This is a genomic window from Kocuria sp. LUK (assembly GCF_021012935.1).
GTDB classification, from domain to species: domain Bacteria; phylum Actinomycetota; class Actinomycetes; order Actinomycetales; family Micrococcaceae; genus Kocuria; species Kocuria flava.
Genome location: NZ_JAJMZI010000002.1, coordinates 546,073 through 572,326, shown reverse-complemented (window position 1 = coordinate 572,326; position 26,254 = coordinate 546,073). Strand labels below are relative to the sequence as shown.

General features: G+C 76.0%; 24 protein-coding genes. 8 read left to right on the top strand and 16 right to left on the bottom strand.

Features of this window, described 5'->3' with window-relative positions:
* Nucleotides 1-124 precede the first annotated feature (124 nt).
* From LQU92_RS05375 to LQU92_RS05360, 4 genes are read left to right on the top strand one after another with little or no spacing between them, the layout of a single operon-like run.
* Nucleotides 125-889, top strand: coding sequence for a LamB/YcsF family protein (locus LQU92_RS05375; RefSeq protein WP_230778395.1), 765 nt, complete (start codon nucleotides 125-127; stop codon nucleotides 887-889).
* Entirely contained in the window at nucleotides 886-2,445 is a 1,560-nt protein-coding gene (locus tag LQU92_RS05370; RefSeq protein ID WP_308071583.1) for a 5-oxoprolinase/urea amidolyase family protein, read from the top strand. Before LQU92_RS05375 ends, LQU92_RS05370 begins: the two co-directional genes overlap by 4 nt.
* Before the next feature lie 4 nt (nucleotides 2,446-2,449).
* Complete coding sequence (locus LQU92_RS05365) at nucleotides 2,450-4,174, top strand: biotin carboxylase N-terminal domain-containing protein (protein WP_230778392.1); 1,725 nt, start codon at nucleotides 2,450-2,452, stop codon at nucleotides 4,172-4,174.
* Between the two features lie 49 nt (nucleotides 4,175-4,223).
* A complete protein-coding gene (locus LQU92_RS05360) occupies nucleotides 4,224-4,919 on the top strand; it encodes a GntR family transcriptional regulator (RefSeq protein ID WP_230778389.1) in 696 nt (231 codons plus the stop codon).
* A 106-nt stretch (nucleotides 4,920-5,025) separates the two neighbouring features.
* Here the strand turns inward: LQU92_RS05360 and LQU92_RS05355 are convergent, their stop codons facing one another.
* The 8 genes from LQU92_RS05355 to LQU92_RS05320 form a co-directional block, all read right to left on the bottom strand.
* A complete protein-coding gene (locus LQU92_RS05355) occupies nucleotides 5,026-5,829 on the bottom strand; it encodes a putative hydro-lyase (protein WP_101851003.1) in 804 nt (267 codons plus the stop codon).
* Nucleotides 5,826-7,079, bottom strand: coding sequence for an NRAMP family divalent metal transporter (locus LQU92_RS05350; protein WP_374229644.1), 1,254 nt, complete (start codon nucleotides 7,077-7,079; stop codon nucleotides 5,826-5,828). The genes LQU92_RS05355 and LQU92_RS05350 overlap by 4 nt, the downstream gene beginning before the upstream one ends.
* A 200-nt stretch (nucleotides 7,080-7,279) precedes the next feature.
* Entirely contained in the window at nucleotides 7,280-8,323 is a 1,044-nt protein-coding gene (locus LQU92_RS05345; protein WP_230778375.1) for an ABC transporter ATP-binding protein, read from the bottom strand.
* On the bottom strand, nucleotides 8,316-9,374 hold the full coding sequence (locus tag LQU92_RS05340) for an ABC transporter ATP-binding protein (protein WP_230778372.1): 1,059 nt from the start codon (nucleotides 9,372-9,374) through the stop codon (nucleotides 8,316-8,318). Before LQU92_RS05340 ends, LQU92_RS05345 begins: the two co-directional genes overlap by 8 nt.
* Nucleotides 9,371-10,348 (bottom strand): ABC transporter permease, encoded by a 978-nt coding sequence (locus LQU92_RS05335; protein WP_230778369.1) that lies wholly within the window; start codon nucleotides 10,346-10,348, stop codon nucleotides 9,371-9,373. Before LQU92_RS05335 ends, LQU92_RS05340 begins: the two co-directional genes overlap by 4 nt.
* A complete protein-coding gene (locus tag LQU92_RS05330; RefSeq protein WP_101851010.1) occupies nucleotides 10,341-11,264 on the bottom strand; it encodes an ABC transporter permease in 924 nt (307 codons plus the stop codon). The genes LQU92_RS05335 and LQU92_RS05330 overlap by 8 nt, the downstream gene beginning before the upstream one ends.
* Nucleotides 11,265-11,366: 102 nt before the next feature.
* The gene (locus LQU92_RS05325) at nucleotides 11,367-12,998 is read right to left on the bottom strand and encodes an ABC transporter substrate-binding protein (protein ID WP_230778360.1); all 1,632 of its coding nucleotides are present in this window, start codon (nucleotides 12,996-12,998) and stop codon (nucleotides 11,367-11,369) included.
* 325 nt (nucleotides 12,999-13,323) lie between these two features.
* Entirely contained in the window at nucleotides 13,324-13,836 is a 513-nt protein-coding gene (locus LQU92_RS05320) for a hypothetical protein (protein WP_230778357.1), read from the bottom strand.
* A gap of 234 nt (nucleotides 13,837-14,070) precedes the next feature.
* Here LQU92_RS05320 and LQU92_RS05315 point away from each other — a divergent pair, with 234 nt between their 5' ends.
* Complete coding sequence (locus LQU92_RS05315; protein ID WP_255667187.1) at nucleotides 14,071-14,562, top strand: MarR family transcriptional regulator; 492 nt, start codon at nucleotides 14,071-14,073, stop codon at nucleotides 14,560-14,562.
* Here the strand turns inward: LQU92_RS05315 and LQU92_RS05310 are convergent.
* The 7 genes from LQU92_RS05310 to LQU92_RS05280 all read right to left on the bottom strand — a co-directional run bounded on the left by LQU92_RS05310 (nucleotide 14,559) and on the right by LQU92_RS05280 (nucleotide 22,696).
* Nucleotides 14,559-15,515 (bottom strand): electron transfer flavoprotein subunit alpha/FixB family protein, encoded by a 957-nt coding sequence (locus LQU92_RS05310; protein ID WP_230778342.1) that lies wholly within the window; start codon nucleotides 15,513-15,515, stop codon nucleotides 14,559-14,561. The genes LQU92_RS05315 and LQU92_RS05310 overlap by 4 nt on opposite strands.
* A gap of 61 nt (nucleotides 15,516-15,576) precedes the next feature.
* On the bottom strand, nucleotides 15,577-16,401 hold the full coding sequence (locus LQU92_RS05305) for an electron transfer flavoprotein subunit beta/FixA family protein (RefSeq protein WP_230778339.1): 825 nt from the start codon (nucleotides 16,399-16,401) through the stop codon (nucleotides 15,577-15,579).
* Nucleotides 16,398-17,270 carry a CoA ester lyase gene (locus tag LQU92_RS05300; RefSeq protein ID WP_230778336.1) on the bottom strand — a complete coding sequence of 291 codons (873 nt, stop codon included), beginning with the start codon at nucleotides 17,268-17,270 and terminating at the stop codon, nucleotides 16,398-16,400. The genes LQU92_RS05305 and LQU92_RS05300 overlap by 4 nt, the downstream gene beginning before the upstream one ends.
* 50 nt (nucleotides 17,271-17,320) lie before the next feature.
* Nucleotides 17,321-17,809 (bottom strand): MaoC family dehydratase, encoded by a 489-nt coding sequence (locus tag LQU92_RS05295; protein WP_230778333.1) that lies wholly within the window; start codon nucleotides 17,807-17,809, stop codon nucleotides 17,321-17,323.
* Nucleotides 17,810-17,820: 11 nt separating this feature from the next.
* Complete coding sequence (locus LQU92_RS05290) at nucleotides 17,821-18,981, bottom strand: acyl-CoA dehydrogenase family protein (RefSeq protein WP_230778330.1); 1,161 nt, start codon at nucleotides 18,979-18,981, stop codon at nucleotides 17,821-17,823.
* A gap of 3 nt (nucleotides 18,982-18,984) precedes the next feature.
* The gene (locus LQU92_RS05285) at nucleotides 18,985-21,084 is read right to left on the bottom strand and encodes a biotin carboxylase N-terminal domain-containing protein (protein ID WP_230778327.1); all 2,100 of its coding nucleotides are present in this window, start codon (nucleotides 21,082-21,084) and stop codon (nucleotides 18,985-18,987) included.
* 4 nt (nucleotides 21,085-21,088) lie between these two features.
* Nucleotides 21,089-22,696, bottom strand: coding sequence for a carboxyl transferase domain-containing protein (locus LQU92_RS05280; protein ID WP_230778311.1), 1,608 nt, complete (start codon nucleotides 22,694-22,696; stop codon nucleotides 21,089-21,091).
* 125 nt (nucleotides 22,697-22,821) lie between these two features.
* On the opposite strand from LQU92_RS05280, the gene LQU92_RS05275 reads away from it, so the two are divergent.
* Nucleotides 22,822-23,544: a TetR/AcrR family transcriptional regulator gene (locus LQU92_RS05275; protein ID WP_230778308.1), complete on the top strand. Its 723-nt coding sequence runs from the start codon at nucleotides 22,822-22,824 to the stop codon at nucleotides 23,542-23,544.
* Complete coding sequence (locus LQU92_RS05270; RefSeq protein ID WP_230778305.1) at nucleotides 23,541-24,737, top strand: acyl-CoA dehydrogenase family protein; 1,197 nt, start codon at nucleotides 23,541-23,543, stop codon at nucleotides 24,735-24,737. The genes LQU92_RS05275 and LQU92_RS05270 overlap by 4 nt, the downstream gene beginning before the upstream one ends.
* A 52-nt stretch (nucleotides 24,738-24,789) precedes the next feature.
* Here the strand turns inward: LQU92_RS05270 and LQU92_RS05265 are convergent, their stop codons facing one another.
* Nucleotides 24,790-25,305 carry a hypothetical protein gene (locus LQU92_RS05265; RefSeq protein ID WP_230778294.1) on the bottom strand — a complete coding sequence of 172 codons (516 nt, stop codon included), beginning with the start codon at nucleotides 25,303-25,305 and terminating at the stop codon, nucleotides 24,790-24,792.
* A 260-nt stretch (nucleotides 25,306-25,565) separates the two neighbouring features.
* Between LQU92_RS05265 and LQU92_RS05260 the strand changes: the two genes are divergently transcribed.
* Nucleotides 25,566-26,240: an SDR family oxidoreductase gene (locus LQU92_RS05260; RefSeq protein ID WP_230778292.1), complete on the top strand. Its 675-nt coding sequence runs from the start codon at nucleotides 25,566-25,568 to the stop codon at nucleotides 26,238-26,240.
* The last annotated feature ends 14 nt before the right edge of the window (nucleotides 26,241-26,254 follow it).

Below are 26,254 nucleotides of genomic sequence, written 5' to 3'. Positions count from 1 at the left end.
GCCGCCCCCAGGGGCCGGGCTCCGGGCTCCCGCGAACTCCCCGCGAGGACCGCTCCGCGAAAATTGTTGAACAATCCGCCCGGACGAGGCATCCTGGGGAGACCGACGTGAGAAGGAGCACATCATGCCCGCCCCCCGGATCGACCTGAACGCGGACTGCGGCGAGTCCCTCGCCGCCTGGTCCATGGACGGCGACGAGGCCATCCTGAGCGTGGTGACCAGCGCGAACGTGGCCTGCGGCTTCCACGCCGGCGACCCGACGGTGGCCCGCCGCACCTGCACGGCCGCGGCCGAGCACGGCGTGGCCGTCGGCGCGCAGGTCTCCTACGACGACCTCAAGGGCTTCGGCCGCCGCTTCATCGCCGTGCCGCGCACCGAGCTCGCCGACCAGCTCGTCTACCAGATCGGGGCGCTGCAGGCCCTCGCCCGCGCCTCCGGGACCGAGGTCGGCTACGTCAAGCCGCACGGGGCCCTCTACAACGCGATCGTCCACCACGAGGATCACGCGGCCGCGGTCGTGGACGCGGTCCGGGACGTGGACCCGGAGCTGGCGCTGCTCGTGCTGCCGGGCTCGGAGATCGAGCGCCGGGCCCGGGAGGCGGGGCTGCGCACCGTCCGGGAGGCCTTCGCCGACCGCGGTTACACCCCGCAGGCGACCCTCGTCCCGCGCACCGAGCCCGGGGCGGTGCTGCACGACCCGCAGGCCGTCGCCGAGCGGGTGGTGCGCATGGCCCTCGAGGGCGTCGTGGAGGCCGCCGACGGCTCGCTCGTGGCGGTGGACGCCCAGAGCGTCTGCGTGCACGGGGACACCCCCGGGGCCGTCGCCATCGCCGAGCGCGTGCGGGCGGCCCTGCAGGAGGCCGGCGTCGAGCTCGGCAGCTTCCTGTGAGCACCCCGCGCCGGGTGCGCCCCATGGGCCCGCGCGCCGCCCTGCTCGAGTGCGCCGGCCTGCACGACGCCGTGGCGCTGCGGGCCGCCCTCGCCGGGGCCGGGCTGCCCGGACTGGTGGACTGCGCGGCGGGTGCGGAGACCGTCGTCGTGCGCGCGAGCTCGCCCGCAGCCCTGCGCCGGATCGTGGCCGCCGCCCGGGCGGTCGCCCCCGGGGCGGAGGCGTCCGCCGAGCCGCGGACCGTGGACGTGGACGTGGTCTACGACGGCGAGGACCTCGAGGCCGTCGGCGAGCTCACCGGCCTCGGCGCCGAGGGGGTCGTGCGGGCCCACTCCGGGCAGGAGTGGACCGCGGCCTTCGCCGGGTTCGCCCCCGGGTTCTTCTACTGCCTCGGCGAGGCCGGGACCCTCGACGTCCCGCGGCGGGAGAGCCCCCGCACCGCCGTCCCCGCCGGCGCCGTGGCCCTGGCCGGGCGGTTCTCCGCCGTCTACCCGCGCCGCTCCCCCGGCGGCTGGCAGCTGATCGGGCGCACCGACGCGGTGCTGTTCGACCTGGACCGGGAGGAGCCGGCCCTGCTGCGCCCCGGCGATCGGGTCCGCTACCGGCCGGTGCGCGAGCTCGTGCGGCTCTCCCCCGCCCCGGCGCCGGGGGCGCGCCCGGCGGGACCCGGGCTGGTCGTGGACGAGCCCGGCCTGCAGAGCCTCGTCGAGGACCGCGGCCGGCCCGGCTCCGCCGCCCTGGGCGTCTCGCCCTCCGGGGCCCTCGACGACGTCGCGGCCGCGGCCGCCAACCGCCTCGTCGGCAACCCCGCGGACGCCGCCGTGCTGGAGAACCTGCTGGGCCGGCTGCGCCTGAGCGCCTCCGGCGACCAGGTCGTGGCCGTCACGGGCGCCCCGGCCCCGCTGGAGGTGCCCGGGGTGGCCGGGTGGGCCCCGGAGCCCGGGGTGCCCTTCGCGCTGCGCGACGGCGAGCAGCTCGTCGTCGGCCCGGTCGCGGCCGGCGCCCGGGTCTACGTGGCCGTGCGCGGCGGGATCGCCGTGGCCCCCGTGCTCGGCAGCCGCTCCACCGACGTCCTGGCCGGCCTCGGCCCCGCGCCGCTGGCCGCCGGGGACCTCCTGCCGGTGGGCCCGGACCCGGGCACGGCCGTGCAGGAGCCCGTCCCGGTGCCCGGGCCCTCGCGCGAGCCCGTGCTGCGCGTGGTCCCCGGCCCGCGCGAGGACTGGTTCACCCCGGCCTCCCGCGAGGCGTTCTTCGACCAGGAGTGGGAGCTCAGCCCCGACTCCGACCGCGTGGGCGCCCGTCTGCGCGGGACGCCGCTGGAGCGGGCCCGCACCGGCGAGCTGCCCAGCGAGGGCGCCGTCCCGGGCAGCGTCCAGGTCCCGCCCTCGGGGACCCCCGTGGTGTTCCTGCGCGACCACCCGACCACCGGGGGCTACCCCGTGCTCGGCACGGTCCACCCCGAGGACCTGTCCCTGCTCGCCCAGCTGCCCCCGGGCGCGCGGCTGCGCTTCACCCGCCACCCGGCGCCCGACCTGACCGAGAACCCACAGGAGTGACACCGTGCGCAAAGTCCTGATCGCCAACCGCGGGGAGATCGCCGTGCGCGTGGTCCACGCGTGCGCCGAGGCCGGCCTGGCCTCCGTGGCCGTCTACGCCGACCCCGACGCCGACGCCCCCCACGTGGAGCTCGCCGACGAGGCGCACTCCCTCGAGGGCTCCTCCCCCGCCGAGACCTACCTCGACGCCGAGAAGCTGCTGGCGGTCGCCCGCCGGGCCGGGGCCGACGCCGTGCACCCCGGCTACGGCTTCCTCTCCGAGAACGCCGGCTTCGCCCGGGCCGTGCAGGAGGCCGGGCTGACCTGGATCGGCCCCTCCCCGGAGACCATCGCGCTGCTCGGGGACAAGGTCGCCGCCCGCGAGCTCGCCCGCCGGGTCGGGGCCCCGCTGGTGCCCGGCACCGACGGGCCCGTGGGCACCCCCGAGGAGGCGCGGGCCTTCGCCGAGGAGCACGGGCTGCCGGTGATCGTCAAGGCCGCCCACGGCGGCGGCGGGCGCGGGATGCGCGTGGTGCGCGAGCTCGAGGAGGTCGAGGAGGCCTTCGCCGCGGCCGCCCGCGAGGCCCGCGGCGCCTTCGGCCGCGAGGAGTGCTTCCTCGAGCGCTTCCTCGACCGCCCCCGCCACGTCGAGGCCCAGGTGCTCGCCGACGCCCACGGCCAGGTGGTCGTGCTCGGCACCCGCGACTGCTCCCTGCAGCGGCGCCACCAGAAGCTCGTCGAGGAGGCCCCCGCGCCGTTCCTCACCGACGACCAGCGCACCCGCATCCACGAGGCCGCCGCCGGGATCTTCCGCGAAGCCGGGTACGTGGGCGTGGGCACCGCCGAGTTCCTCGTGGCCCCGGACGGGCTGATCTCGTTCCTGGAGGTCAACACCCGCCTGCAGGTCGAGCACCCGATCACCGAGGAGGTCTACGGCGTGGACCTCGTGCGCGCCCAGCTCGACGTCGCCGCCGGCCGGCCCCTGCCGGTCACGCGTACGCCCGCCCCGCGGGGGCACGCGATCGAGTTCCGGGTCAACGCCGAGGACCCCGGCCGCGGCTTCCTGCCCTCCGGCGGGACGGTGGAGGCCGTGGACGCCCCCACCGGGCCCGGCGTGCGCCTGGACTCCGGGGTGCGGGCCGGCTCCCGCGTGGCCACGACCTTCGACTCCCTGCTGCTCAAGCTCGTGGTCAGCGCCCCGACCCGCGAGCAGGCGCTCGTGCGCGCCCGCACCGCGCTGCGCGAGCTGCGGGTGCACGGGGTGGCCACGACCGTGCCGTTCCACCGCACCGTCCTCGACGAGCCGGCCTTCGCCGGCGGCGACGGGCTCGGGGTGTGGACCACCTGGATCGAGGACGAGCTGGCCCCGCGGCTGGCCCCCGACACCGCGTACGCCCGGGCCGGCGAGGCCGGGCGCACCCGCTTCACGGTCGACGTCGACGGGCGGCGGGTGCGCATCGGGCTGCCCGAGGCCCTCGCCGCCGCGCTCAGCGCCGCCCCGGGCGCCGCGGCCGCCCCCGCCCCCGCCGCGGCGGAGGACGGCGCCGTGACGGCCCCGTTCGCCGGGACGCTCGTGTCCTGGCTCGTCGAGGCGGGCCAGGAGGTCGAGGCCGGCCAGGACGTCGCGGTGCTCGAGGCCATGAAGACCGAGACCCGCGTCGCCGCCCCCCGCACCGGCCGGGTGGGCGAGCTGCTCGCCGCGCCGGGCGAGTCCGTCGCGGCGGACCAGGTGCTGGCCCGGCTGGACTGAGCGTGCCGGTCCCGCCCGCGCCGAGCCGGGGTGCCAGGATGGGGAGGCGATGAACGCCGTCGACGACTCCGCCCTCGCCGCCGCCGCCGCCCAGGCCGGCCCCGCGCCCTCGGGCGAGGCCACCCCCTGGGCCGCGGCGGTGCTGCGCGGGACCATCACCGCCGGGCGGCTGCTGCCCGGGACCCGCCTGTCCGAGGCGCAGGTCAGCCGGGTGCTCGGGATCTCCCGCAACACCCTGCGGGAGGCCTTCGCGGCCCTCGCCGACGAGAACCTGCTGACCCGCCTGCCCCACCGCGGCGTCAGCGTGGCCCGGCCCGGGCCCGAGGACGTGCGGGAGATGTACCGGGTGCGCCTGGCCCTCGAGACCTCCGCGCTGCGCTGGGCCCAGCCGGGCCCCGCCCCGCAGCTGCACGCCGCGGTGGCCGCGGGCCGGGCCGCGCGCGAGCGCGGGGACGTCGCGGCCACCGCCGACGCCAACCAGCGCTTCCACCGGGCCGTGGTGGCGCTCGCGGGCTCGAGCCGCCAGGACGAGCTGATGGACCGGATCCTCGCGGAGATGCGCCTGGTGTTCCTGGGCATGCGCGAGGACCCGTCCTTCCACATGCCCTTCGTGGAGCGCAACGACCGGATCACCGCCCTGTTCGAGGCGGGCTGCTCGCAGGAGGCCGCCGCGGAGATGGCCGCCTACCTGGCCGCGGGCCGGGACCGGGTGCTCGCCGCCCTCGGGGCCCCCGCCCGGGCCTGACGGCGGCCCGGCCGCCCGCCGGGCCCGGAGGCCCTGCCGGACGGGCCGCGCCCCGGGGGCCTGCCGGGAGGCCCCCGGGGCGCGGGGCCGGATCGGCCCGGGCCGCTCAGGGCACCTGGTACTGCCAGTTCGGGGCGTCGGTGACCAGCATGTGCCCCGGGGCGTGGCCGAGGGCGAAGGGCACCCCGGAGGCCAGCACGGCCGCCTGCGGGGTGACCCCGCAGGCCCAGAACACCGGCACGTGCCCGGCGGGGATCTCGACCGGGTCGCCGAAGTCGGGGGCCGCGAGGTCGCGGATGCCCAGCTCCTCCGGGGCGCCCACGTGCACGGGCGCCCCGTGCACGGCCGGGTAGCGGGAGGTGATCCGCACGGCGTCGGCCACGCGGGAGGCGGGGACCGGGCGCATCGAGACCACGAGCGGGCCCGAGAGCCGGCCCGCGGGGGCGCACGCCACCGAGGTGCGGTACATCGGCACGTTGACGCCCTGCTCGAGGTGGGCCACGGGGATCCCGGCCTCCTGCAGGGCGGCCTCGAAGGTGAAGCTGCAGCCCAGGGCGAAGGTCACGAGGTCCTCCCGCCACACGTCGAGCAGGTCGGTGCGGGTGCCGGCCGCCTCCCCGTGCTCGTAGACGGTGTACAGCGGCACGTCGGTGCGGACGTCGCCGCCGGGCAGCAGCGGGCCCTCGACCTCGCCGGCGTCGAGCACGCCCAGCACCGGGCACGGCTTGGGGTTGCGCTGGGCGAAGAGCAGGACGTCGAAGGCCCAGTCCCGCGGGACCACGATGAGGTTGGCCTGGGCGTGGCCGTCGCTGAACCCGGAGGTCGGGGTGACCAGCCCGTCGCGGAACAGGGCGCGCGCCGCGGCGGGGGCCAGGGACGCCCGCTCGGCGCGGGCCGGCGCGGCGCTCATGCCCACAGCGCGGCGATGCCGCTGAGCGACTGGACGCCGAGCCAGATGGTCAGCAGCCACACCAGGGTGCCGAGGACCGCGAGCCACGTCGGGTACTCGTAGCCGCCCAGCAGGTCGCGCCGGCGCCAGGCCACCCACAGGAGCACGGCGAAGCCCAGCGGCAGGATCAGCCCGTTGACGGCCCCCGCCACGATGAGCAGGGTCGAGGGCGCCTGCCCGAGCAGGGTGAACACGGCGGCGGAGATCAGGATGAACGCCACGGTGAGCAGGCTGCGGGTGCGCGGGGCGGTGCGGGAGGTGGTGAGGAAGGAGACGGAGGTGTAGGCCGCGCCGATCACCGAGGAGACGGAGGCCGCCCACAGGATCACGCCGAACAGCCGCAGCCCGACCTCGCCGGCGGCCGACTGGAAGGCCTGGGCCGCGAGGTTCTCCCCGGCCAGCTGCGCCCCGCCGGCGACCACGCCGAGGATCGCCAGGAAGAGCAGGAAGCGCATCACGCCGGTGACGACGATGCTCACCACGGAGCTGCGGGAGATCTGCTTGACGTTCTCGACCCCGGTGATCCCGGCGTCGACCACGCGGTGGGCGCCCGCGTAGGTGATGTAGCCGCCCACGGTGCCGCCGATCAGCGTGGTGACCACGAGGAAGCTGATCTCCTCCGGCAGGACCACGTTGCGCAGGGCCTCCCCCACGGGCGGCTGCGAGACGACCGCGACGTAGCCGGTCACGAGGATCATCACGACGCCGAGGGCCACGACGATCCGGTCGAGGGCCACGCCGGCGCGGCGGCTGAGGAACACGCCCACGGCGAGCAGGGCGGTGATGATCCCGCCCCAGGTCGCGTCCAGGCCCAGCAGGGCGTTGAGGCCGAGCCCGCCGCCGGCGGTGTTGCCGATGTTGAACACGAGCCCGCCGGTGGCCACGAGCGCGGCGATGAACCAGCCCAGGCCGGGCAGCACGCGGTTGCCGAGCTCGTGGGCCTTGAGCCCGGAGACGCCGATGACCCGCCACACGTTCAGCTGCACGGCGATGTCCACGACGATCGAGACGACGATCGCGAAGGCGAAGGCCGCGCCGAGCTGGACGGTGAAGTTGGCGGTCTGGGTGATGAAGCCGGGGCCGATGGCCGAGGTGGCCATGAGGAACAGCGCGCCCAGCAGGGCGGAGCGGTTCACGGCCCGCATGGCCGCGGGGCCGAGGGCGGAGCCGGTCTCCTTCTCGGCGGGCGGCACGGGGGCGGAGCTGGACATGGAGCCCTCCTGGGTTTCGCAGTTGCGACCTGCACGACGACGGCGGCGCCGACCGGCCACGGCAGTGGCCCCGGTCACTTCCGAGCCAGTGTAGTGATTGTTGAACAATCTGCGCAACGGTCGGGCACGAAGAGGGCCCCGGCCGGACCGGCGGTCCGGCCGGGGACCTGTGCCCACGACCTCCGGGAGGGGCGCCCCGGCTACGGCCGGGGCGCGGGCGCCCGCAGCTCGGCGAAGTGGCAGGCCGAGGGGTGGCCCTGGCCCCGGTCCACCAGCTCCGGGACCTCCTCGGCGCAGACGTCCTGGGCCTTCCAGCAGCGGGTGCGGAACCGGCACCCGGAGGGCGGGTCGGCCGGGCTGGGCAGGTCACCGCTGAGCATGATCCGCTCCCGGGACCCGCGCAGGGCGGGCTCGTGCACCGGCACCGCGGACAGCAGGGCCTGGGTGTAGGGATGGGCGGCCCGCTCGTAGATCGCGTCCCGGTCGCCGGTCTCCACCACGCCGCCGAGGTACATCACGGCCACCCGGTCGCTGAGGTGGCGCACCACGGAGAGGTCGTGGGCGATGAACAGGAAGGACAGCCCGAACTCGTCCTGCAGGTCCTGGAGGAGGTTGATCACCTGGGCCTGGACCGAGACGTCGAGGGCGGAGACGGGCTCGTCGCAGACGATCAGCTCGGGGCGCAGCGCCAGGGCCCGGGCGATCCCGATCCGCTGGCGCTGCCCGCCCGAGAACTGGTGCGGGTAGCGGTTGGCGTAGTCGGCGCGCAGCCCCACGCGCTCGAGCAGCTCCCGCACCCGCGTCCCGCGGTCCCTGCGGTCGAGGGTGTTGGGGTGCACGTCCCAGGCCTCGGCCACGATGTCGCCCACCGTCATCCGGGGGTTCAGCGAGGAGTAGGGGTCCTGGAAGATGATCTGCACGTTGCGCCGGTACTCCCGCAGCTCGCGGGCGCCCATCGCCGCGACGTCCCGGCCCTTGTAGAGCACCTGACCGGCAGTGGGCCGCTCGAGGGCCATCACGAGCTTCGCGACCGTGGACTTGCCCGAGCCGGACTCCCCCACCAGACCCAGCGTCTCGCCGGCGCCCACGGTGAGGTCCACGCCCTCGACCGCCCGCACCTGCCCGATCGTGCGCCGCAGGACGATGCCCTGCGTGAGCGGGAAGTGCTTGGTCAGCCCCCGCAGCTGCAGCAGCGGCGCCTGCGCCGTCGTCGTCCCCCGGGGGACCGGTGTCGTCTCAGCCATGGGCGAGCTCCTCGCTGTAGTGGCAGGCCGCCGTGCGGCCCGGGACGATCTCGCGCAGCACCGGGACGTCCCCGGCGCAGTCGGCGCCGGGGGCGGCCGCGGCCCCGAAGCGGGCCAGCGGGCAGCGCGGGTGGAAGGCGCACCCGGAGGGGATGGCCGAGAGGTCCGGCGGGGTGCCGGTGACCGGGTGCAGCCGCTCCCCCTGGGACTCCAGGCTCGGCATCGAGGCCATCAGGCCCTTCGTGTAGGGGTGCAGCGGGGCGGCCAGGACGTCGTCGACCGTGCCGTTCTCCACGATCCGCCCGGCGTACATCACGGCCACCCGGTCGGCGACCTCGTTGACGACCCCGAGGTCGTGGGTGATGAGGATCATCCCGGTCCCCGTCTGCTCCTGCAGCTCGGTGAGCAGGTCCATGATCTGGGCCTGGACGGTGACGTCGAGGGCGGTCGTGGGCTCGTCGGCGATCAGCAGGTCCGGGTCCAGGGCGATGGCCATCGCGATCATCACGCGCTGGCGCATCCCCCCGGAGAACTGGTGCGGATAGGCGTCGACGCGCTCGCGGGCGGCGGGGATGCCGACCCGCTCCATGAGCTCGACCGCCCGCTCCCGGGCCTCGGCGCGGGAGGCGCCGCGGTGGACGCGGAACAGCTCCCCGATCTGGTGCCCGACCGTGAAGACGGGGTTGAGGGCGGACAGCGCGTCCTGGAAGACCATGGCGATGCCCGGACCGCGCACGGCCCGCTGCTCCTTGCGGGTCATCCCCAGCAGGTCGCGGCCGCGGAAGCGGATGGCGCCGCGGGTGATGCGCGCCGGGGGGACGTCGAGGATGCCCATGACCGCCTGGGCGGAGACGGACTTGCCCGAGCCGGACTCCCCGACGATGGCGAGGGTCTCCCCGGGGCGGACCGCGTAGGAGATGCCGTTGACGGCCCGGACGGTGCGGCGGCGGGAGCGGAACTCGACCGCGAGGTCCTCGACCTCGAGGACGGGCGGCTCCGCGTCCCGCTGCTGCGGGTCCGCCGGGGCGGGGACGGGGTGCGAGGGGTTCATCGGCGCAGTTTCGGGTCGAGGGCGTCGCGCAGCGCATCCCCCATGAGGATGAACGCGAGCACGGTCAGGGACAGGAAGAGCGAGGGGAACAGGATCAGGTGCGGGGCGTCGCGCAGCCGGTTCTGGGCGGCGTTGATCTGCAGCCCCCAGGAGATCTCGGGCAGCTGCAGGCCCACGCCCAGGAAGGTCAGCGTCGCCTCGGAGGCGATGATCGTTCCCACCGCGATCGTGGCGTAGACGAGCACGGGGGCCACGGCGTTGGGCAGGATGTGCCGGACGATGATCCGCCCGGTGCGGGCCCCGAGGGCGCGGGCGGCCTGGACGTAGTCGGACTGCTTGACCCCGATGACGTTGGAGCGCACCAGGCGCATCGCGGTCATCCAGCCGAAGGCGATCAGCGCGAGGGAGACCTCGAGCACCCCGCGCTCGGGCAGCACGGAGAGCAGGATGATCGCCCCCAGGATCAGCGGCAGGCCGTAGAAGATGTCGGTGACGCGGGCCAGCAGCGAGTCGATCCACCCGCCGTAGTAGCCGGCCAGCGCGCCCACGACCACGCCGATGGCGAGCACGCCGAGCACGGAGAGGAAGCCGATCGCGAGGGACACCCCGGCCCCGTGCACCACGTTGGCGTAGTAGTCGCAGCCCTGGACGTCGAAGCCGAACGGGGCCCCGGCCTGCGGGCCGTCCCCGGAGCGGGCGAGGTCGCAGGCCCTCGGGTCGGTCGAGGTGAACAGCCCCGGGGCCACCGCCATGGTCGCGAAGACCAGGAACAGCAGCGCACCCACGAGGAAGAACGGGTTGCGGCGCAGCTGCCGCCAGGCGTCCTGCCACAGGCTGGTCTGCTCGATGTCCCCGGCCGCGGCCGCCGAGGCCAGCTCGTCGGCGCGGTCGTCCACCCGGTCGGCGTAGCTCTCCCGGTGCAGGCCCTCCGGGTGGGCTTGGTCCTCGAGGGCGTCCGTGCGGGGGTCATTCATAGCGGATCCTCGGGTCGAGGGCGGCGTAGAGGACGTCGACCACCAGGTTGAAGAAGATGTAGAAGAACACGAACAGGGTCACGATCCCGACGACGACGGCGCCCTCCTGCCGCAGCACCGCGTCGTAGACCGCCCGGCCCAGGCCGGGGATGTTGAACACCGACTCGGTGACGATCGCCCCGCCCATCAGGGCGCCGAGGTCGGCGCCGATGAAGGTGATCACGGGGATCAGGCTGTTGCGCAGGGTGTGCTTGCCGACCACGCGGGCCTCGCTCAGGCCCTTGGCCCGGGCGGTGCGCACGTAGTCGCTCTGGAGGTTCTCGGCGAGGCTCGTGCGGGTCAGCCGCGCCACGTAGGCCAGCGAGAGCGCCGCGAGCACCAGACCCGGCAGGACGTAGCTGTACCAGCCCTGGGAGATGCCCGCGATCGGGAACCAGCCCAGGCGCACCCCGAAGACGTACTGGGCGAGGAAGCCCAGGACGAACACGGGGATCGAGACCACGACCGTGGTCGAGACGAGCACCAGGTTGTCGAAGAACGACCCCCGGCGCAGGCCGGCCAGGACGCCGGCGGCGATGCCGATGAGGATCTCGAAGCCCACGGCCACGAGGGCCAGGCGGGCGGTCACGGGCAGCCGGTCCAGGATCGTGTCCAGCACGGGCCGGCCGGAGAAGTCGGTGCCGAAGTCGCCCTGGAGCAGCCCGGCCAGGTACTTCAGGTACTGGATCAGCAGCGGGTCGTCGAGGTTGTACTCGGCGCGCAGCTGCGCCTGCACCGCCTCGGAGAGCGGGCGGTCCCCGCCGAGGGCTCGGATGGGGTCGCCGGGCAGCGCGTAGACCATCGAGAAGATGAGCAGGGATGCCCCCAGCAGCACCGGGATGGTCAGCAGCAGACGGCGGAGGACGTACCGCCCCATGGGTCTCCTTCGTTCACGGTCTCAGCGCCCGGTCGGGGCGCTCGGTCTTCCGCACGGGCCCGGGGCGCCCCGATCGGGGGCGCCCCGGGCCTCAGGGCCGGGTCACTCCGAGCCGACGACGACGTCCTCGACCTCGACGCGGCCGAAGCTGTTGACGTGGACGTCGCTGACGTTCTCCGAGTGCGCGTACTGGACGAGCCCGTAGAACAGCGGGGCGGCAGGCATGTCGGCCAGGAGCACGTCCTCGGCCTCCTGGTAGGCCTGGATCGCGGCGTCGACCGAGTCGGCGGCGTTGCCCTCCCGCAGCTTCGCGTCGAACTCCTCGTTCGAGTAGAAGGTCACGTTCGACCCGGCCGGCGGCAGGGCCGCGGTGGAGTAGGTCGGGCCGAGCATGTTCTCCATCACCGGGTAGTCCATGATCCAGCCGGAGCGGAACGGGCCGGTCATGCCCTTCTCGTCCTGCTTGGGCAGGTACTCGGCGAACTGGAGGTCGCCGCGCAGCTGGTACTCGACCCCGAGGTTCTCCCGCAGCTGGTTGCCCACCGCCTGCATCCACTCCTCGTGGCCGGCCCCGGCGTTGAACCACAGGTCCACGGGCTCGGACTTGTCGAAGCCCGCCTCCTCGAGCAGGCGGTTGGCCTCCTCGACGTTCAGCTCGCACGCGTCGCAGGCGTCCTCGCGGTGGCCGTCGATCACGGGCGAGACGAAGGACGCGGCCGGGGTGCGGGAGCCCTGGAAGATCGCGTCGGTGATCGCCTGCCGGTCGATCGCCATGGAGAACGCCCGGCGGACCTGCGGGTCGGCGAAGCGCTCGTCGTAGGTCGGGAAGCCCAGCGAGGTGATGTCCCCGCGCGGGGTGGTCTTGTACCGCTCGCCGAACTGGTCCTCGGCGGAGGCGATGGCGTCCGGCGGGATCTGGTCGACCACGTCGAGGGAGCCGGCCTGCAGGTCGTTGTAGGCGGTGTTGATCTCGGTGTAGACGCGGAACTCCACGCCCGCGGCCTTCGCCGGCTCCTCGCCGCCGAACTCCTCGTAGCGGGTCAGGGTGATGCCCTGGCCCTCCTGGAAGGCCTCGTCGGCCTTGAAGGGCCCGTTGCCGACCGGCTGCTCGCCGAAGCCCTCGGGGTCGTCGAAGAACGCCTGGGGCATCGGGAAGAACGCCGTGTAGCCGAGGGTGGTGGGGAACTGCGCGTAGGGCTCGGTGAGGGTCACCCGGAACGTGGTGTCGTCGACGACCTCGAGCCCGGACATCTCCGTCCCGGCGGGCTCCCTCCCCTCCTCGGCCTGCAGGTCCTCGTAGCCCTCGACGTTGGCGAAGAAGTAGGAGTTGCCCTGGGCGTTCGTGCTGTTCGCCACCCAGTTCCAGGTGTCGACGTAGCTCTGCGCGGTCACCGGGGTGCCGTCGTGGAAGGTCCAGCCGTCCTTGAGCGTGACCGTCCACGTCTTCTGGTCCTCGGACTCCACGGACTCCGCGACGCCGGTGTAGACGGCCTCGTTGGTCTCGCGGTCGTACTCGACGAGACCGGTCCACAGCGCGTCGACGACCTGGCCGCCCTCGGTCTCGGTGGTGTTGCCGGGGATCAACGGGTTCTCGGGCTCGCCGATGTACGCGCTGAAGGTGCCGCCGCCGTCGCCGCCGTCGGCGCCGGCCTCGCCGCCGCCACTGCCGCAGGCGGTGAGCAGCAGCGTTCCGGTCATGAGCACTGCCGCACCCGCGGCCCGCTTCGTCCTCATCGTTTCCTCCATGGATCGGTACGGGCCCGGCGGCCCCGCGCGGTGGCGCGGACCCTGCCGGGCGAGGTCGGGGTGGGGTGGCCGCGGACAGGCTGGCCGAACGGGGGTCCCACGGGCTCCGGGGAGGTCGGCGGGGGTGCCGCCCTCCGGGCCTGATCAGGACCCTAGGCCGCATGAGACCTGGGTCACAGCCGACACGCCGAAGTTGTCAGGACTGTAGGTCTCGGATATCTCCCGGCCGCCTCCCGCGGGCACGCGCGACGCCCCCGTCCGCAGGGCGGACGGGGGCGTCGCGGAGGCAGGTCCGGGCCGGGCCCGGGCGGGCTCAGACGACGGCGGCCAGGCCGCCGGCGGCACCGGCCGCGCCGGTGTCCTCGCAGGCCCGCTCCGCGGCGGCGAGGACCGCGCCGACCTCGCCGGCCTCGAGGGAGGCGGCCCGGGCGATGTCCTCGACGGGCAGGCCGTGGCGGGCGGCCCGGTGCAGCTCGGCGTGGAGCCGGCACACGGCCTGGTCCAGGGACCAGCGGGCCGTCTCGAGCTCGCTGTCCACGGGCTCGACGTCGAGGCCCACGCCGATCTCGGCGCCGCCCCAGGCGGCCTCCTCGCGGGTCCGGTCCAGGGCCCACTCGGCGGACTCGACCTCGCCGGCGGCGGCCAGGACGCGCCGCTCGAGCTCGGCGCGCAGGAAGCGGGGGTCGGCGACGCCGGCGACCTCCTCCTCCGGCGCCTCGGCCGGCTCGTCGATCAGGTCGTGGAGGTCGGACAGGAGCGGGGACGGGGCGGGATCGTCCGCCCAGAGCACCGGCTGCTCGTCTCGCGGGGACACTGCACTGCTCATGGTCGAACCTTCCTCTGCTGCCCGGCCCGGCCCACGGAGGGGCCGCGCCGGATCGGGGACGGGGCGTGGCCACCATGCAAGCCGAGAACCGCTAGAAAGTCTAGTTATCAGCCACGGTGGCGGTACGATCGGTGCGTGCCGGGGGAACCCGGTCCGCGCCGGTCGCCGCCGACGTCCCCCAGTCCACCACCGAACAGCCCACGACGCCAGGAGATGACGGTGAACTCTGAGCCAATGCGGAGCTCCTCCGGATACTGGTACGGCGGGGCGGAGGACCGGCGCACCGCCGTGCGCGTGCTGGAGGCCCTGCGCGACTACCGCAGCGCGGAGTCGGCCATGCGCCGGCGCACCCGGACCTCGATGGGCATGGGCGAGACCGACCTCCTGGCCCTGCGCCATCTGCTGGAGGCCCAGCGCGCCGGCCGGCTCGTGCGCCCGCGGGAGCTCGCCCAGCGGCTGGGCATCTCCTCCGCCTCGGTCACGACCCTGCTGGACCGGCTCACCCGCAGCGGGCACCTGCGCCGGGAGCCGCACCCCACCGACCGGCGGGCCCTCGTCGTGCGCGCCACGGAGGGCTCCGACGACGAGGTCCGCGGGACCCTCGACGCCATGCACGCCCGGCTGCTGGACGCCGCGCTGGGGCTGGACCCGCAGCAGGCCGAGACGGTGATCGGCTTCCTGCACGCGGCCCGGGACGCGGTGGACACCGTCGACGACCAGGACTAGGAGCGCAGCCGCCGCAGGTGGGCGGCTGCCTGGGGCAGCACCGTCCGCAGGTCGCCCACCACGCCGAGGTCGGCGATCTCGAACACGGGCGCCTGCGGGTCCTTGTTCACGGCGACGACCACCTTCGCGGTCTGCATCCCGGCCCGCTGCTGGAGCGCCCCGGAGATCCCGCACGAGACGTAGAGCTGCGGGGAGACGGTGAGGCCGGTCTGCCCGATCTGCGCCTCGGGGCCGATCCAGCCGGCGTCCACGGCGGCCCGGGAGGCGCCGATCGCCGCGCCCAGGACGTCGGCGAGCTCCTCCAGGGGACCGAAGTCCCCGCCCGTGCCCCGCCCGCCGGCCACGACCACCCGGGCCTCCGCCGGGGAGGGCCGCCCGGTGGGGGGCAGGGGGTCGCGGCCGACGATCCGGGCGGCAGGGGCCCCGTCGGCGAGCTCGTGCCGGCGGAGCGCGGGCCGGCCCGCGGGCTCCCCCGCCGGCGGGGCGGGATCGGGCAGCTCGACCGCATGGGGCCGCACGGTCGCCACGAGCACGCCGCCGCGGGCCCGGCACCGGGTGGTCCAGCCCCCGGCGAGCACCTGCTTCGTGGCCGTGAGCTGCGCGTCGAGGGCCACGACGTCCGTCACGACCCCGGCCTCCAGCCGCACGCCCAGGCGGGCGGCGACGTCCGTGGCCTCCGGGGTCGCGCTCAGCAGCACCGCGTCCGCGGCGCACGCGCGGGCGGCGGCCTCGGTCAGGGCCGTGAGCGGGGTGGTGAGCCGGTCGTCCAGCTCCCCGGCGGGGACGTGGACGGCGGCCGTGCCGTGCGCGGCCAGCGCGTCCAGCAGCTCCTGCCCCGGCGCGCCGGGGACGACGGCGTGGGTCTCGCCGAGGCCGCCGGCGAGCGCGAGCAGCTCCCGGTCGGCCCGGCGCAGCCGCTGCGTGCCGCCGAGCACCACGAGGGTCGTGGTCATGGTCGTCCTCCTCCTGCCCGGGCTCCCCGGGCGGTCGTGGGGTCCGGTCCGGCGGCGCCGGTCAGACGAGCCTCTCGGCGAGCAGGAACTCGGCCAGGCGGATCCCGCCCTCGCCGTCGTCGTGGATCACCCGCCCCGCGGTGCGCGGGGGCCGGGCCTCGGCGTCGAGGACCTCCGTGCGCGAGCCGGCGGCGCCCACCTGGTCCGGGCCCAGGCCGAGGTCCGCGGCGGACCAGGTGCGCACGGGCTTCTTCTTCGCCGCCAGGATCGCCTTGAAGCTCGGGTAGCGGGGGGTGCTGCTCCGGTCGGTCACGGCGACGAGGGCGGGCAGCGGCACCTCGACCCGCAGGGACTCGGTCGCGGTCGCGTGCACGGCCGTGAGCGCGGCGGCGCCGTCGTCGAGGGACAGCGCGGTGGCGAAGCCGACGTGGGCGAGGCCGAGCCGCTCGGCGAGCTGGCCGGGCACGAGCGAGGTCTCGCCGTCGGTCGAGGCCATGCCGGTGAGCACGAGGTCCACGGGCCGGCCGTCCTCCTCGGCGATCCGGCGCACGGCGGCGGCCAGGACGAGGGCCGTGGCCCAGGCGTCGGAGCCGGCGAGCGCGTCGTCGAGGACGTGGACGGCGGCGTCGGCGCCCAGCTGCAGGGCGCGCTTGAGCGCGTCCGCGGCGGGGGCCGGGCCCATGGTCAGGGCGAGCACGCGGTGGCCGGCGGCGGTCCCGCCGCGGGCCTCGACGAGCTGCAGGGCGGCCTCGAGGGCGTACTCGTCGAGCTCGCAGAGGATCCCGGTCCCGCGCTGCAGGCGGGGCGGGTCGCCGGCGAGGACGCGCTCCTGCGCGGCGTCGGGGACGTGCTTGACGGGGACGACGATCGTCAGGGGCCGGTTCACGGTGCTCCTCCGGGCGGTGGCGGGTGGTGCGGGGAACGGGGCGGGGGCCGCTCGCCGGCCCGGCGCAGCAGGCGCTCGGCGTGGCGCAGCAGGGGCTCGTCGACCATGCGCCCGCGGAAGGCGAAGACCCCGGCCGCGCCGCGGGCGGCCTCGAGCAGCTCCCGGGCGGCGGCGAGCTCCTCCGGTCCGGGGCGGTAGGCCTCCCGGACCGTGGCCACCTGCCCGGGGTGGATGCAGGCGGTGGCGGCGAAGCCGGAGGCCGCGGCGTCGCGGGCCTCCGCGCGCAGCCCGTCGAGGTCGTCGAGGGCCAGGTGCACGGCGTCGATCGCGGGCTTGCCGGCCGCGCCGGCGGCCAGCAGCACGGCGGAGCGGGCGTGCCGGGCGACGTCCCGGTAGGTGCCGTCGCGGTGCCGGGAGGAGCTGCCACCGAGGGAGGCCACGAGGTCCTCCGCGCCCCACATGAGGGCGACGACGTTGGGGGCGCGGGCGATCTGCGCGGCGTTGGCGACCCCCTCGGCGGTCTCGCACAGCGCGACCACCCGCTCCAGGCCCAGTTCGGCGGCGACGGCCAGGCGTTCGGCGGAGGCGGCCTTGGGCAGCATCACGGTGGTGTAGGCGGTGTGCCGCAGGGCCACGAGGTCGTGGGCGAAGTCCTCGGTGTCCTCGGCGCTGATCCGCACGACCGTGCGGGCGGGGTCCAGCGGGGTGGCCACGAGGGCCTCGCGGGCGGCGGGCCGGTCCGGTCCGGCCACGGCGTCCTCGAGGTCGAGGACCACGGTGTCGGCGCGCGCGGCGGCCTTGGCGTAGCGGTCGGGGCGGTCGGCCGGGCAGAACAGCAGGGCCGGGCCGAGGGCGGTCGCGTCGGTCACGGGCGTCTCCTCCGGTTCGGGTGTCGCGGCGGGCGGGGGCGGGGACCGGGTCACGGCGGGGCGGCGGCGCGGGTCCACACGAGCACCGACCGGGTGCACTCGGCGACCACCGTGCCGTCCTGGTCGCGCCCGGTGTGGCGCAGGCGGACGATCCCCTGGCCGGGCCGGGAGGCGGACGGGCGCGCGGCGAGGACCTCGGAGGACGAGTAGAGGGTGTCGCCGTGGTGCAGCGGGGCGGGGAAGCGCACCTCCTCGAGGCCGAGGTTGGCCACGATGGTGCCCTGGGTCAGCTGCGCCACGGAGGCCCCGACCAGGGTGGAGAGGGTGAGCATGGAGTTCACCAGCCGCTGCCCGAAGGGCTGGCGGGCGGCCCAGGCGGCGTCCAGGTGCAGGGACTGGGTGTTCATGGTCATGGTCGTGAACAGGACGTTGTCCGCCTCGGTCAGGGTCCGGCCCGGGGCGTGCTCGTAGACGGTGCCGACCTCGAACTCCTCGAACCACAGGCCCCGCTGCCGGACCACCCTGCGCTGCTCGTCCATCCCGCTCCTCCTCACAGTCCCAGCTCGCGGGCGACGAGCATCAGCTGCACCTCGGTGGTGCCCTCGCCGACCTCGAGGATCTTCGAGTCGCGGTAGTGGCGGGCCACCCGGGACTCGTTGACGAACCCGTAGCCGCCGAAGACCTGGGTGGCGTCCCGGGCGTTGTCCATCGCGGCCTCCCCGGCCACGAGCTTGGCGATCGCGGCCTGCGTCTTGAACGGCCGCCCGGCCAGCAGCCGGGACGCGGCGTCGTAGTAGGCCAGCCGGGCGGTGTGCGCGCGGGCCTGCATGCGGGCGATCCTGAAGGCGATGGCCTGGTGCTCCCCGATCGGCCGGCCGAAGGTGCGGCGCTCCCGCGCGTAGCGCACCGACTCCTCGACGCAGCCCTGGGCGGCGCCGGTGGCCAGGGCCGCGATGGCGATGCGGCCCTCGTCGAGGATCGACAGGAAGTTGGCGTAGCCGCGGCCCTCCTCCCCCAGCAGGTTGCCCTCGGGCACGCGGGCGTCCTGGAAGGACAGCGGGTGGGTGTCGGAGGCGTTCCAGCCGACCTTGTCGTAGGCCGCCCCGACCTCGAGGCCCGGGGTGCCGGCGGGGACGACGATGGTGGAGATCTCCTTGCGCTCCCGCCCGCCGGCGTCCGTGCCGGTGCCGGTCACGGCGGTGACGGTGACCAGGCTGGTGATCTCCGTGCCGGAGTTGGTGATGAACTCCTTGGCGCCGTCGAGCACCCACTGCCCGTCCTCCCGCCGCGCCGTGGTGCGGGTGCCGCCGGCGTCGGAACCGGCCCCGGGCTCGGTGAGCCCGAAGCCCGCCAGGGCGCGCCCGGCCACGAGGTCGGGCAGCCAGCGCTGCTTCTGCTCCTCGGTGCCGAAGCGGTGGATCGGCATCGCGCCGAGGGAGACGGCGGCCTCGAGGGTGATGGCCACGGACTGATCCACGCGGGCGATCTGCTCCAGGGCCAGGCACAGGGCGAGCAGGTCCCCGCCCATCCCGCCGTGCTCTTCGGGGAAGGGCAGGCCGAACAGGCCCATCTCCCCCATCTGCGCCACGATCTCGTAGGGGAACTCGTGGGCCGCGTCGTGGCGCGCGGAGACCGGGGCGATCACCTCGTCGGCGAACGCGCGGACGGTGTCGGAGAGGTCCTGGTGCTCCTCGTCGAGCTCGAAGTTCACGGCTCACGCTCCTGGTCGGTCGGGTCGGGCCGGCGGGGCGCCCGCGGGCGCGGCGGCGGGATCGGGCGGGTCGTCGGGGACCACGCGGGCGAGCAGCTGGTGCAGGCGCACCCGCTCGCCGGGGCGCACCGAGACCTCGGCGGTGCCGGCGCTGGGGGCGGTGAGGCGGTGCTCCATCTTCATCGCCTCGACGACGACGACGGTCTGCCCCTCGGCCACCCGCTCGCCCGGGGCGACCGGGACGGCGACCACCGTTCCGGGCATGGGGGCGTGCAGCTCCGGGGCGGCCGGTCCGGCGGCCCGGTCGAGGGCGGCGAGGGAGCGCGCGAGCAGCTGCTCGCGGGAGAGCACGCTCAGCACGAAGGCCGCCCCCTCGGCCCCGACCCACACGCGGTCCCCGCCGGGGGTCGCGGCCAGGTGCACGACCCGGCTCCGCCCGTGCGCCTCGAGCAGGTGCGCGGACGGGCGGCCGGGCAGCGGGCTCAGGCGCACGCCGTCGTCGACGGCCGTCCGCCGCGGCGGCCCCAGGCCGTGGGCGAGGTGGACCGCGGGCCGGGCGCGGCCGGTGGGCCGCCACCCGTCGGGGCGCCCCCAGGGCCCGGGGTCCCCGGCCGGGCGGGGATCGGGGGGCCGGTGGGCCGCGGCGAAGGCGGCCGCGGCGGCCCAGTGCTCCTCGTCCGGGACCGGCAGCGCGAGCTCCGGCAGGCGCCGCTCGACGAGGGTCGTGTCCAGCGCCCCGGCGCGCACGGCGGGCTCGGCCAGCAGCGCGCGCAGATAGGCGGTGTTGGTCCCGAGCCCCAGCACCACGGTCGAGGCCAGGGCGGCGTCGAGCCGGTCGAGGGCCTGGGCGCGGTCGGCGCCCCGGGCGATCACCTTGGCGAGCATCGGGTCGTAGTCCGGGCCGACGACCAGGCCCTCGGCGAGCGCGGAGTCCACCCGGATCCCGGGTCCTGCGGCCTCCTCGAGGGCCAGGACGGTCCCGGCGGTGGGCAGGAAGCCGGAGGAGGGGTCCTCGGCGTAGACGCGGGCCTCCACGGCGTGGCCGGTGAGGACCACGTCCTCCTGGGCGAGGGTCAGGGGCTGACCGGCGGCCGCGCGCAGCTGCTGCTCGACGAGGTCGACGCCCGTGACGGCCTCGGTCACGGGGTGCTCGACCTGCAGGCGGGTGTTCATCTCCATGAAGAAGAACTGCTCCGGCGCGGCGGCGGGGACGAGGAACTCCACGGTCCCGGCCCCGGTGTAGCCCACCGAGCGGGCCACCCGGCAGGCCGCCTCCCCCATCCGCGCGCGGGCGTCCGCGTCCAGCAGCGGCGAGGGCGCCTCCTCGATGATCTTCTGGTGGCGCCGCTGCAGGGAGCACTCGCGCTCCCCGAGGTGGATCACCGCCCCGTGGGCGTCGGCGAGGACCTGGACCTCGATGTGGCGGGGGGCCTCGACGAGCTGCTCGAGCAGCAGGGTGTCGTCGCCGAAGGCCGCGGCGGCGACCCGCCGGGCGGCGGCGAGGGCCTCGGGCAGCTCCCCGGGGGTGCGGGCGACGTGCATGCCCTTGCCCCCGCCTCCGGCCGAGGGCTTCACGAGCAGCGGGAACTCCAGCGCGGCGGCGGCGGCCACGAGGGCGTCGTCGTCCAGGCCCGGCTCGGCGATCCCGCCGATCACGGGCACCCCGGAGGCGGCCACGCGGGTCTTGGCCCGGATCTTGTCGCCCATGATCTCCATGGCCTCGGCCCCGGGGCCGACGAGGACGATCCCCGCCGCCGCGCAGGCCCGGGCCAGGGCGGGGTTCTCGGCGAGGAAGCCGTAGCCGGGGTGCACGGCGTCGGCGCCCGTGGCCAGGGCGGCCTCGACGACCGCCTCGACGCGCAGGTAGCTGTGCGCCGGGGCGGCCGGGCCCAGGCACACGGAGAGGTCCGCCTCGCGCACGTGCACGGCGTCCCGGTCGGCCTCGCTGTGCACGGCGACCGAGCGGATCCCCAGGGCGCGCAGGGTGCGGAGGATGCGCCGGGCGACCTCCCCGCGGTTGGCCACGAGGACGACGTCGAACGGGCGCGGCCCGGTCCCGGCGCGCGGGCCGGCGGGGCGCTCGGGGACGGGGGCGGCGGTCACGGGCTCACATCCTGAACAGGCCGAAGGAGGGCTCGGGCAGCGGGGTGCGGGAGCAGACCTCGAGGGCCAGCCCGAGCACCTCGCGGGTGTCGGCGGGGGCGATCACGCCGTCGTCCCACAGCCGGGCGGTGGCGTACCAGGGGTTGCCCTGGGCCTCGTACTGCGCCCGGATCGGGGCCATGAACGCCTCGCGCCCGGCCGGGTCCCACTCCTGCCCGCGGGCGGCCATCCGGTCGGCCCGCACGGTGGCCAGCACCGAGGCGGCCTGGGACCCGCCCATCACGGAGATCCGCGCCTGGGGCCACAGGAACAAGAAGCGCGGGGAGAAGGCGCGCCCGCACATGGAGTAGTTGCCGGCGCCGAAGGAGCCGCCGATCACCACGGTCAGCTTGGGCACGCGGGTGGTGGCCACGGCGGTGACCATCTTGGCCCCGTGCTTGGCGATCCCGCCGGCCTCGTAGTCGCGGCCCACCATGAACCCGGTGATGTTCTGCAGGAACAGCAGCGGGATCCCGCGCTGGTCGCACAGCTGCACGAAGTGGGCGCCCTTCAGCGCCGACTCGGCGAAGAGCACCCCGTTGTTGGCCACGATCCCCACCGGGTGCCCGTGCAGCCGGGCGAAGCCGGTGACCAGGGTGGTGCCGTACCCGGCCTTGAACTCGCCGAAGCGGGAGCCGTCGACGAGCCGGGCGATCACCTCGCGCACGTCGTAGCCGGTGTTGGGGTCCACCGGGACCGACCCGGGCAGGTGCTCCTCGGCCACCGCGGGGGCCTCGGGCGCCGTCACCGGCCAGGCCCGGGGGGCGGGCGGGGGCAGGGTCGCGACGACGTCGCGGAGGATCTGCAGGGCGTGCTCGTCGTTCTCCGCGAGGTGGTCGACCACCCCGGAGGTGTGGGCGTGCAGCTCCCCGCCGCCGAGCTCCTCGGCGGTGACCTCCTCCCCGGTCGCGGCCCGCACGAGGGGCGGGCCGCCCAGGAAGACGGTGCCCTGGTGGCGGACGATCACGGTCTCGTCGCTCATCGCCGGGACGTAGGCGCCGCCGGCGGTGCACGAGCCGAGCACCGCGGCGAGCTGCGGGATCCCCGCGGCCGAGAGCCTGGCCTGGTGGTAGAAGATCCGTCCGAAGTGCTCGCGGTCCGGGAAGACCTCGTCCTGCAGGGGCAGGTACGCCCCGCCGGAGTCCACGAGGTAGAGGCAGGGCAGGCGGTTCTCGAGGGCGATCTCCTGGGCCCGCAGGTGCTTCTTGACGGTCATCGGGTAGTAGGTCCCGCCCTTGACCGTGGCGTCGTTGCACACGACCACCACCTGCCGCCCGTGGACCAGGCCGATCCCGGCGATCAGGCCGGCGGCGGGGCACTCGTCGTCGTACATCCCCTCGGCGGCCAGCGCGCCGATCTCCAGGAAGGGGCTGCCGGCGTCCAGCAGCCGGTCCACGCGCTCGCGCGGGAGCAGCTTGCCGCGGGCGGTGTGCCGTTCGCGGGCGGCCTCCGGGCCGCCGCGCGCCGCCCGCTCCAGGCGCCGGCCCAGCTCCGCGGCCAGCTCCGCCTGCGCGGCGGCGTTGGCGCGGAAGACCGCCGCCTCCGGCTCCACCGCGGTGCCCAGCACCTGCATCCGGGCCTCCGTCCCGGGCGGCCGGCCGGCCGCCCTTCCGGTGAGTGGTCGTTCACTGGATTCCCAAGTTAGTGGTGATTAACTAAACTGTCCAGCAGTTCCCCGTCCCCGCAGGAGGAGGTCCCGTGCCGACCCCGACCGACACCACTCCGACGCCCCCCGGGCCGGTGCCCCGGGACGCGGCTCCGGCCACCGGGCGGGAGCGGGCGAAGGCCCGGCGCCGGGCGGAGCTGCTGCGGGCGGCGGCCGCCCTGTTCGCCGAGCGCGGCTTCGCGGGGGTCTCCATCGACGACGTCGGGGCGGCGGCCGGGGTCAGCGGTCCCGCCGTCTACCGGCACTTCCCGTCCAAGCAGGCCCTGCTGGGCGCCGTCCTGCTGGAGGTCAGCACCGACCTGCTCGAGCGCGCCCGCGCCGTGGCCGCCGCCACGGCCGATCCCGCCGCGCGGCTGGCGGCGCTGGTGGCCTTCCAGGTCGACTTCGCCCTGGAGCAGCCCGCCGTGATCGTGGTGCAGGACCGCGAGCTGCCCCACCTCGCCGAGGAGGACCGCCGCACCGTGCGCGCCCTCCAGCGCGGCTACGTGACGCTATGGGTCGACGCGCTGGGCGAGCTCGCCCCCGGACGCGACCCCGCCGACCTCACCCTGCGCGCCCAGGCTGTCTTCGGCCTGATCAACTCGACCCCGCACTCCCTGCGCGCCGCCCGCCGGCTGCGCGCCCCGCAGGATGCCGGGTGCACCGGCCCCGCCCGCGCCGCCCTCGAGGAGATGGCCCGCGCCGCCCTGCGCACCGCCCTGGCGCCGGGCCCCGACCCGTTCCCGGCCCCGACCGTCCCAGGAGGCACCCCGTGAGCACCGACCGCCGCCCCGCCCCGTCCTTCGACCTCGGGTCCTCGGCCTTCTACGAGGAGGAGCACGAGGAGTTCCGGGGGGTCGCCCGGGAGTTCGTCGCCCGCGAGGTCGCCCCGCACTGCGCCGGGTGGGACGCCGCGCACCTGATGCCGCGCACCCTGTGGACCGCCGCCGGGGAGGCCGGGCTGCTCGGGCTCGCGGTCCCCGAGGAGCACGGGGGCCTGGGCCTGACCGACTACCGGTTCCGGGCGGTGCTCGACGAGGAGCTCGTGCGCGCCGGCGCCCTGGGCGCGGCCCTGACCTTCCACCTCGCCGACGACTGGGTGCTCCCCCACCTGCTGGCCGACGCCGACGAGGAGCAGCGGCGGCGGTGGCTGCCGCGCGTGCTCACCGGCGAGCTGGTGACCTCCGTGGCCTGGACGGAGCCCGGGGCCGGGTCCGACCTGCGGGGGGTGCGCACCCGGGCGGTGCGCGAGGGCGGGGACTGGGTGCTCGACGGCCAGAAGACGTTCATCGGCAACGGCATCAGCGGCGACGCCGCCCTGGTGCTCGCGCGCACGGACGGGCGCACCGACCGCGCCGGGGAGGACTCCTTCAGCCTGTTCCTCGTGCACAAGGAGGGCTCGCCCGGGTACACGACCGGCCGGCCGCTCGAGAAGATGGGCCTGCGCGCCTCGGACACCGCCGAGCTGTTCTTCGACGGGGTCCGCGTGCCCGGCGGCGACCTCGTGGGCGCCGAGGGCGGGGGGCTGCGGCAGATCCGGCGGCTGCTCCCGCAGGGGCGGCTGGCGATCGCCGTGGCCTCCGCCGTCGTCGCCCGCGAGACCCTCGAGGGCACCCTGCGCTACACGCGGGAGCGCACCGTCTTCGGCGAGCGCGTGGCCGACTTCCAGCACTCCCGCTTCGAGCTCGCCGAGCTGGCGACCCAGGTGGAGGTCACCGAGGCCTACGTGCGGCGGGCCGTGGCCGCGTTCAACGCCGGGGCCCTCGACCTCGCCGAGGCGTCGAAGGCGAAGTACTGGGCCAGCGAGCGCGCCAAGGAGGTCACGGACCGGTGCCTGCAGCTGCACGGCGGCTACGGCTACATCCTCGACCAGCCGGTGGCGCAGGCCTTCCTCGCCGCGCGGCTGCTGACGGTCTTCGGCGGCACCTCGGAGATCCTGCGCGAGACGATCGGCCGCGACCTGGTCTGAGCCGGCACGCGCCCCGGGCGGCGACACGGGCCCGGGTCCCGGGTGCGGCGGCTCAGGCGCGGAACGAGGCGATCATCGCCTGCACCTGCCGGTGCTCCTCCGAGGCGGTGCACTCCTCGGCCTCCTGCAGCGTGGCGACGTCGTGGACGGAGCTGAGGACGACGGTGCGGTGGGTGATGCCGTTGACGGCGACCACGCCGGTCTCGACGAGCCCGAGGCCGTGCATGACGTGCGGCAGCATCGTGGCCGGCGGCGGGACCTCGGCGTCGGTCAGGGAGGTCGTCAGCCGCACGGGCCCCTGCCGGCCGTAGAGGGTGCGCAGCTCCGGCTCCGCCCCGAGGTCCATCGCCACGGAGCGCACCACGAACTCCCCGCTGCGCGAGAGCGGCGCGCCCCCGGGCACGTCCCCGAGGTGGACGACCGGCGGGGTCGGGCAGCCGGGGCCGCACTCGGCGCCCCAGGCCACGAGGACGCTGAGGTGGGCCACCGGGGCCCCGCCCTCGCCCAGGACGGCCACGGTGCCGCCCACGTCCGCGAACTCCCCCTGCACCGTCCACGCGGCGGGCATCTCCAGCCCGAAGGCCGCGTCCGCGGCGGTGCCCGACCAGGTCTTCAGCGCCGGTGCGGGCGTGGGGGCGCCGCCCGGTCCCGCCGGACCCGGGACCCCGGGCCCCGGGCCGGCGGAGGGGCGCGGCGAGGGGGCCGCCGTGGGCGCGGGGGCCGGCCCGGGCGTCGGCGCAGGTCGGCGGCTCCCTCTTGTCGCACTCCGCCCGTTCCCGGAGCATGGTCGCAACGGCACCGCCCCGGGGCCGCGACGGGAGGACGGCCATGGACCTGGACGGCGCGAGGATCCTCGTGGTGGGGGCCACCGGTGTGCTCGGGCGGCGGCTGTGCGAGCGGCTCGCGGGGCGCACCCGGCAGATCGTGGTGACGGGCCGCTCGGCGGCGTCCGCCGAGGACGTGCGCCGGGAGCTGGGGCTGCGCGCCGCCCACGCCCTGGACCTCGTGGACCACGACGCCGTCGCGGAGGTGGTGCGCCGGGCCGCCGAGGAGCTGGGCGGGCTGGACGCGGTGGTGATCGCCACGGGTGCGGCGGCCTTCGGCCCGGCCGCCGAGGAGGACGAGGCGGTCGTGGAGGAGCTCTTCGAGGTCAACGCCCTGGGGCCCATGGCCCTGGTCCGGGCGGCCCTGCCGCACCTGTCCGACGGCGGGGCCGTGGCGGTGCTGACCGGGGTGGTCGCGGAGCTGCCGCTGGCGGGGATGGCCGCCTACGCCGCGTCCAAGGCCGCGATGGCCTCGTGGCTCGGGTCGCTGCGGCGGGAGCTGCGGCGGCGGCGGATCGCGGTGGTCGACGCCCGCCTGCCTCACATGGACACCGGGCTCGTCGACCGCGCCCTCGCCGGGCTGCCGCCGCGGCTGCCTCCGGGTCACGACGTCGACGACGCCCTGGCCGCCCTCGAGCGCGGCCTGGAGCGCGGGGTGCACGAGGTCCGGGTCGGCTGACCCGGACCCCGCCG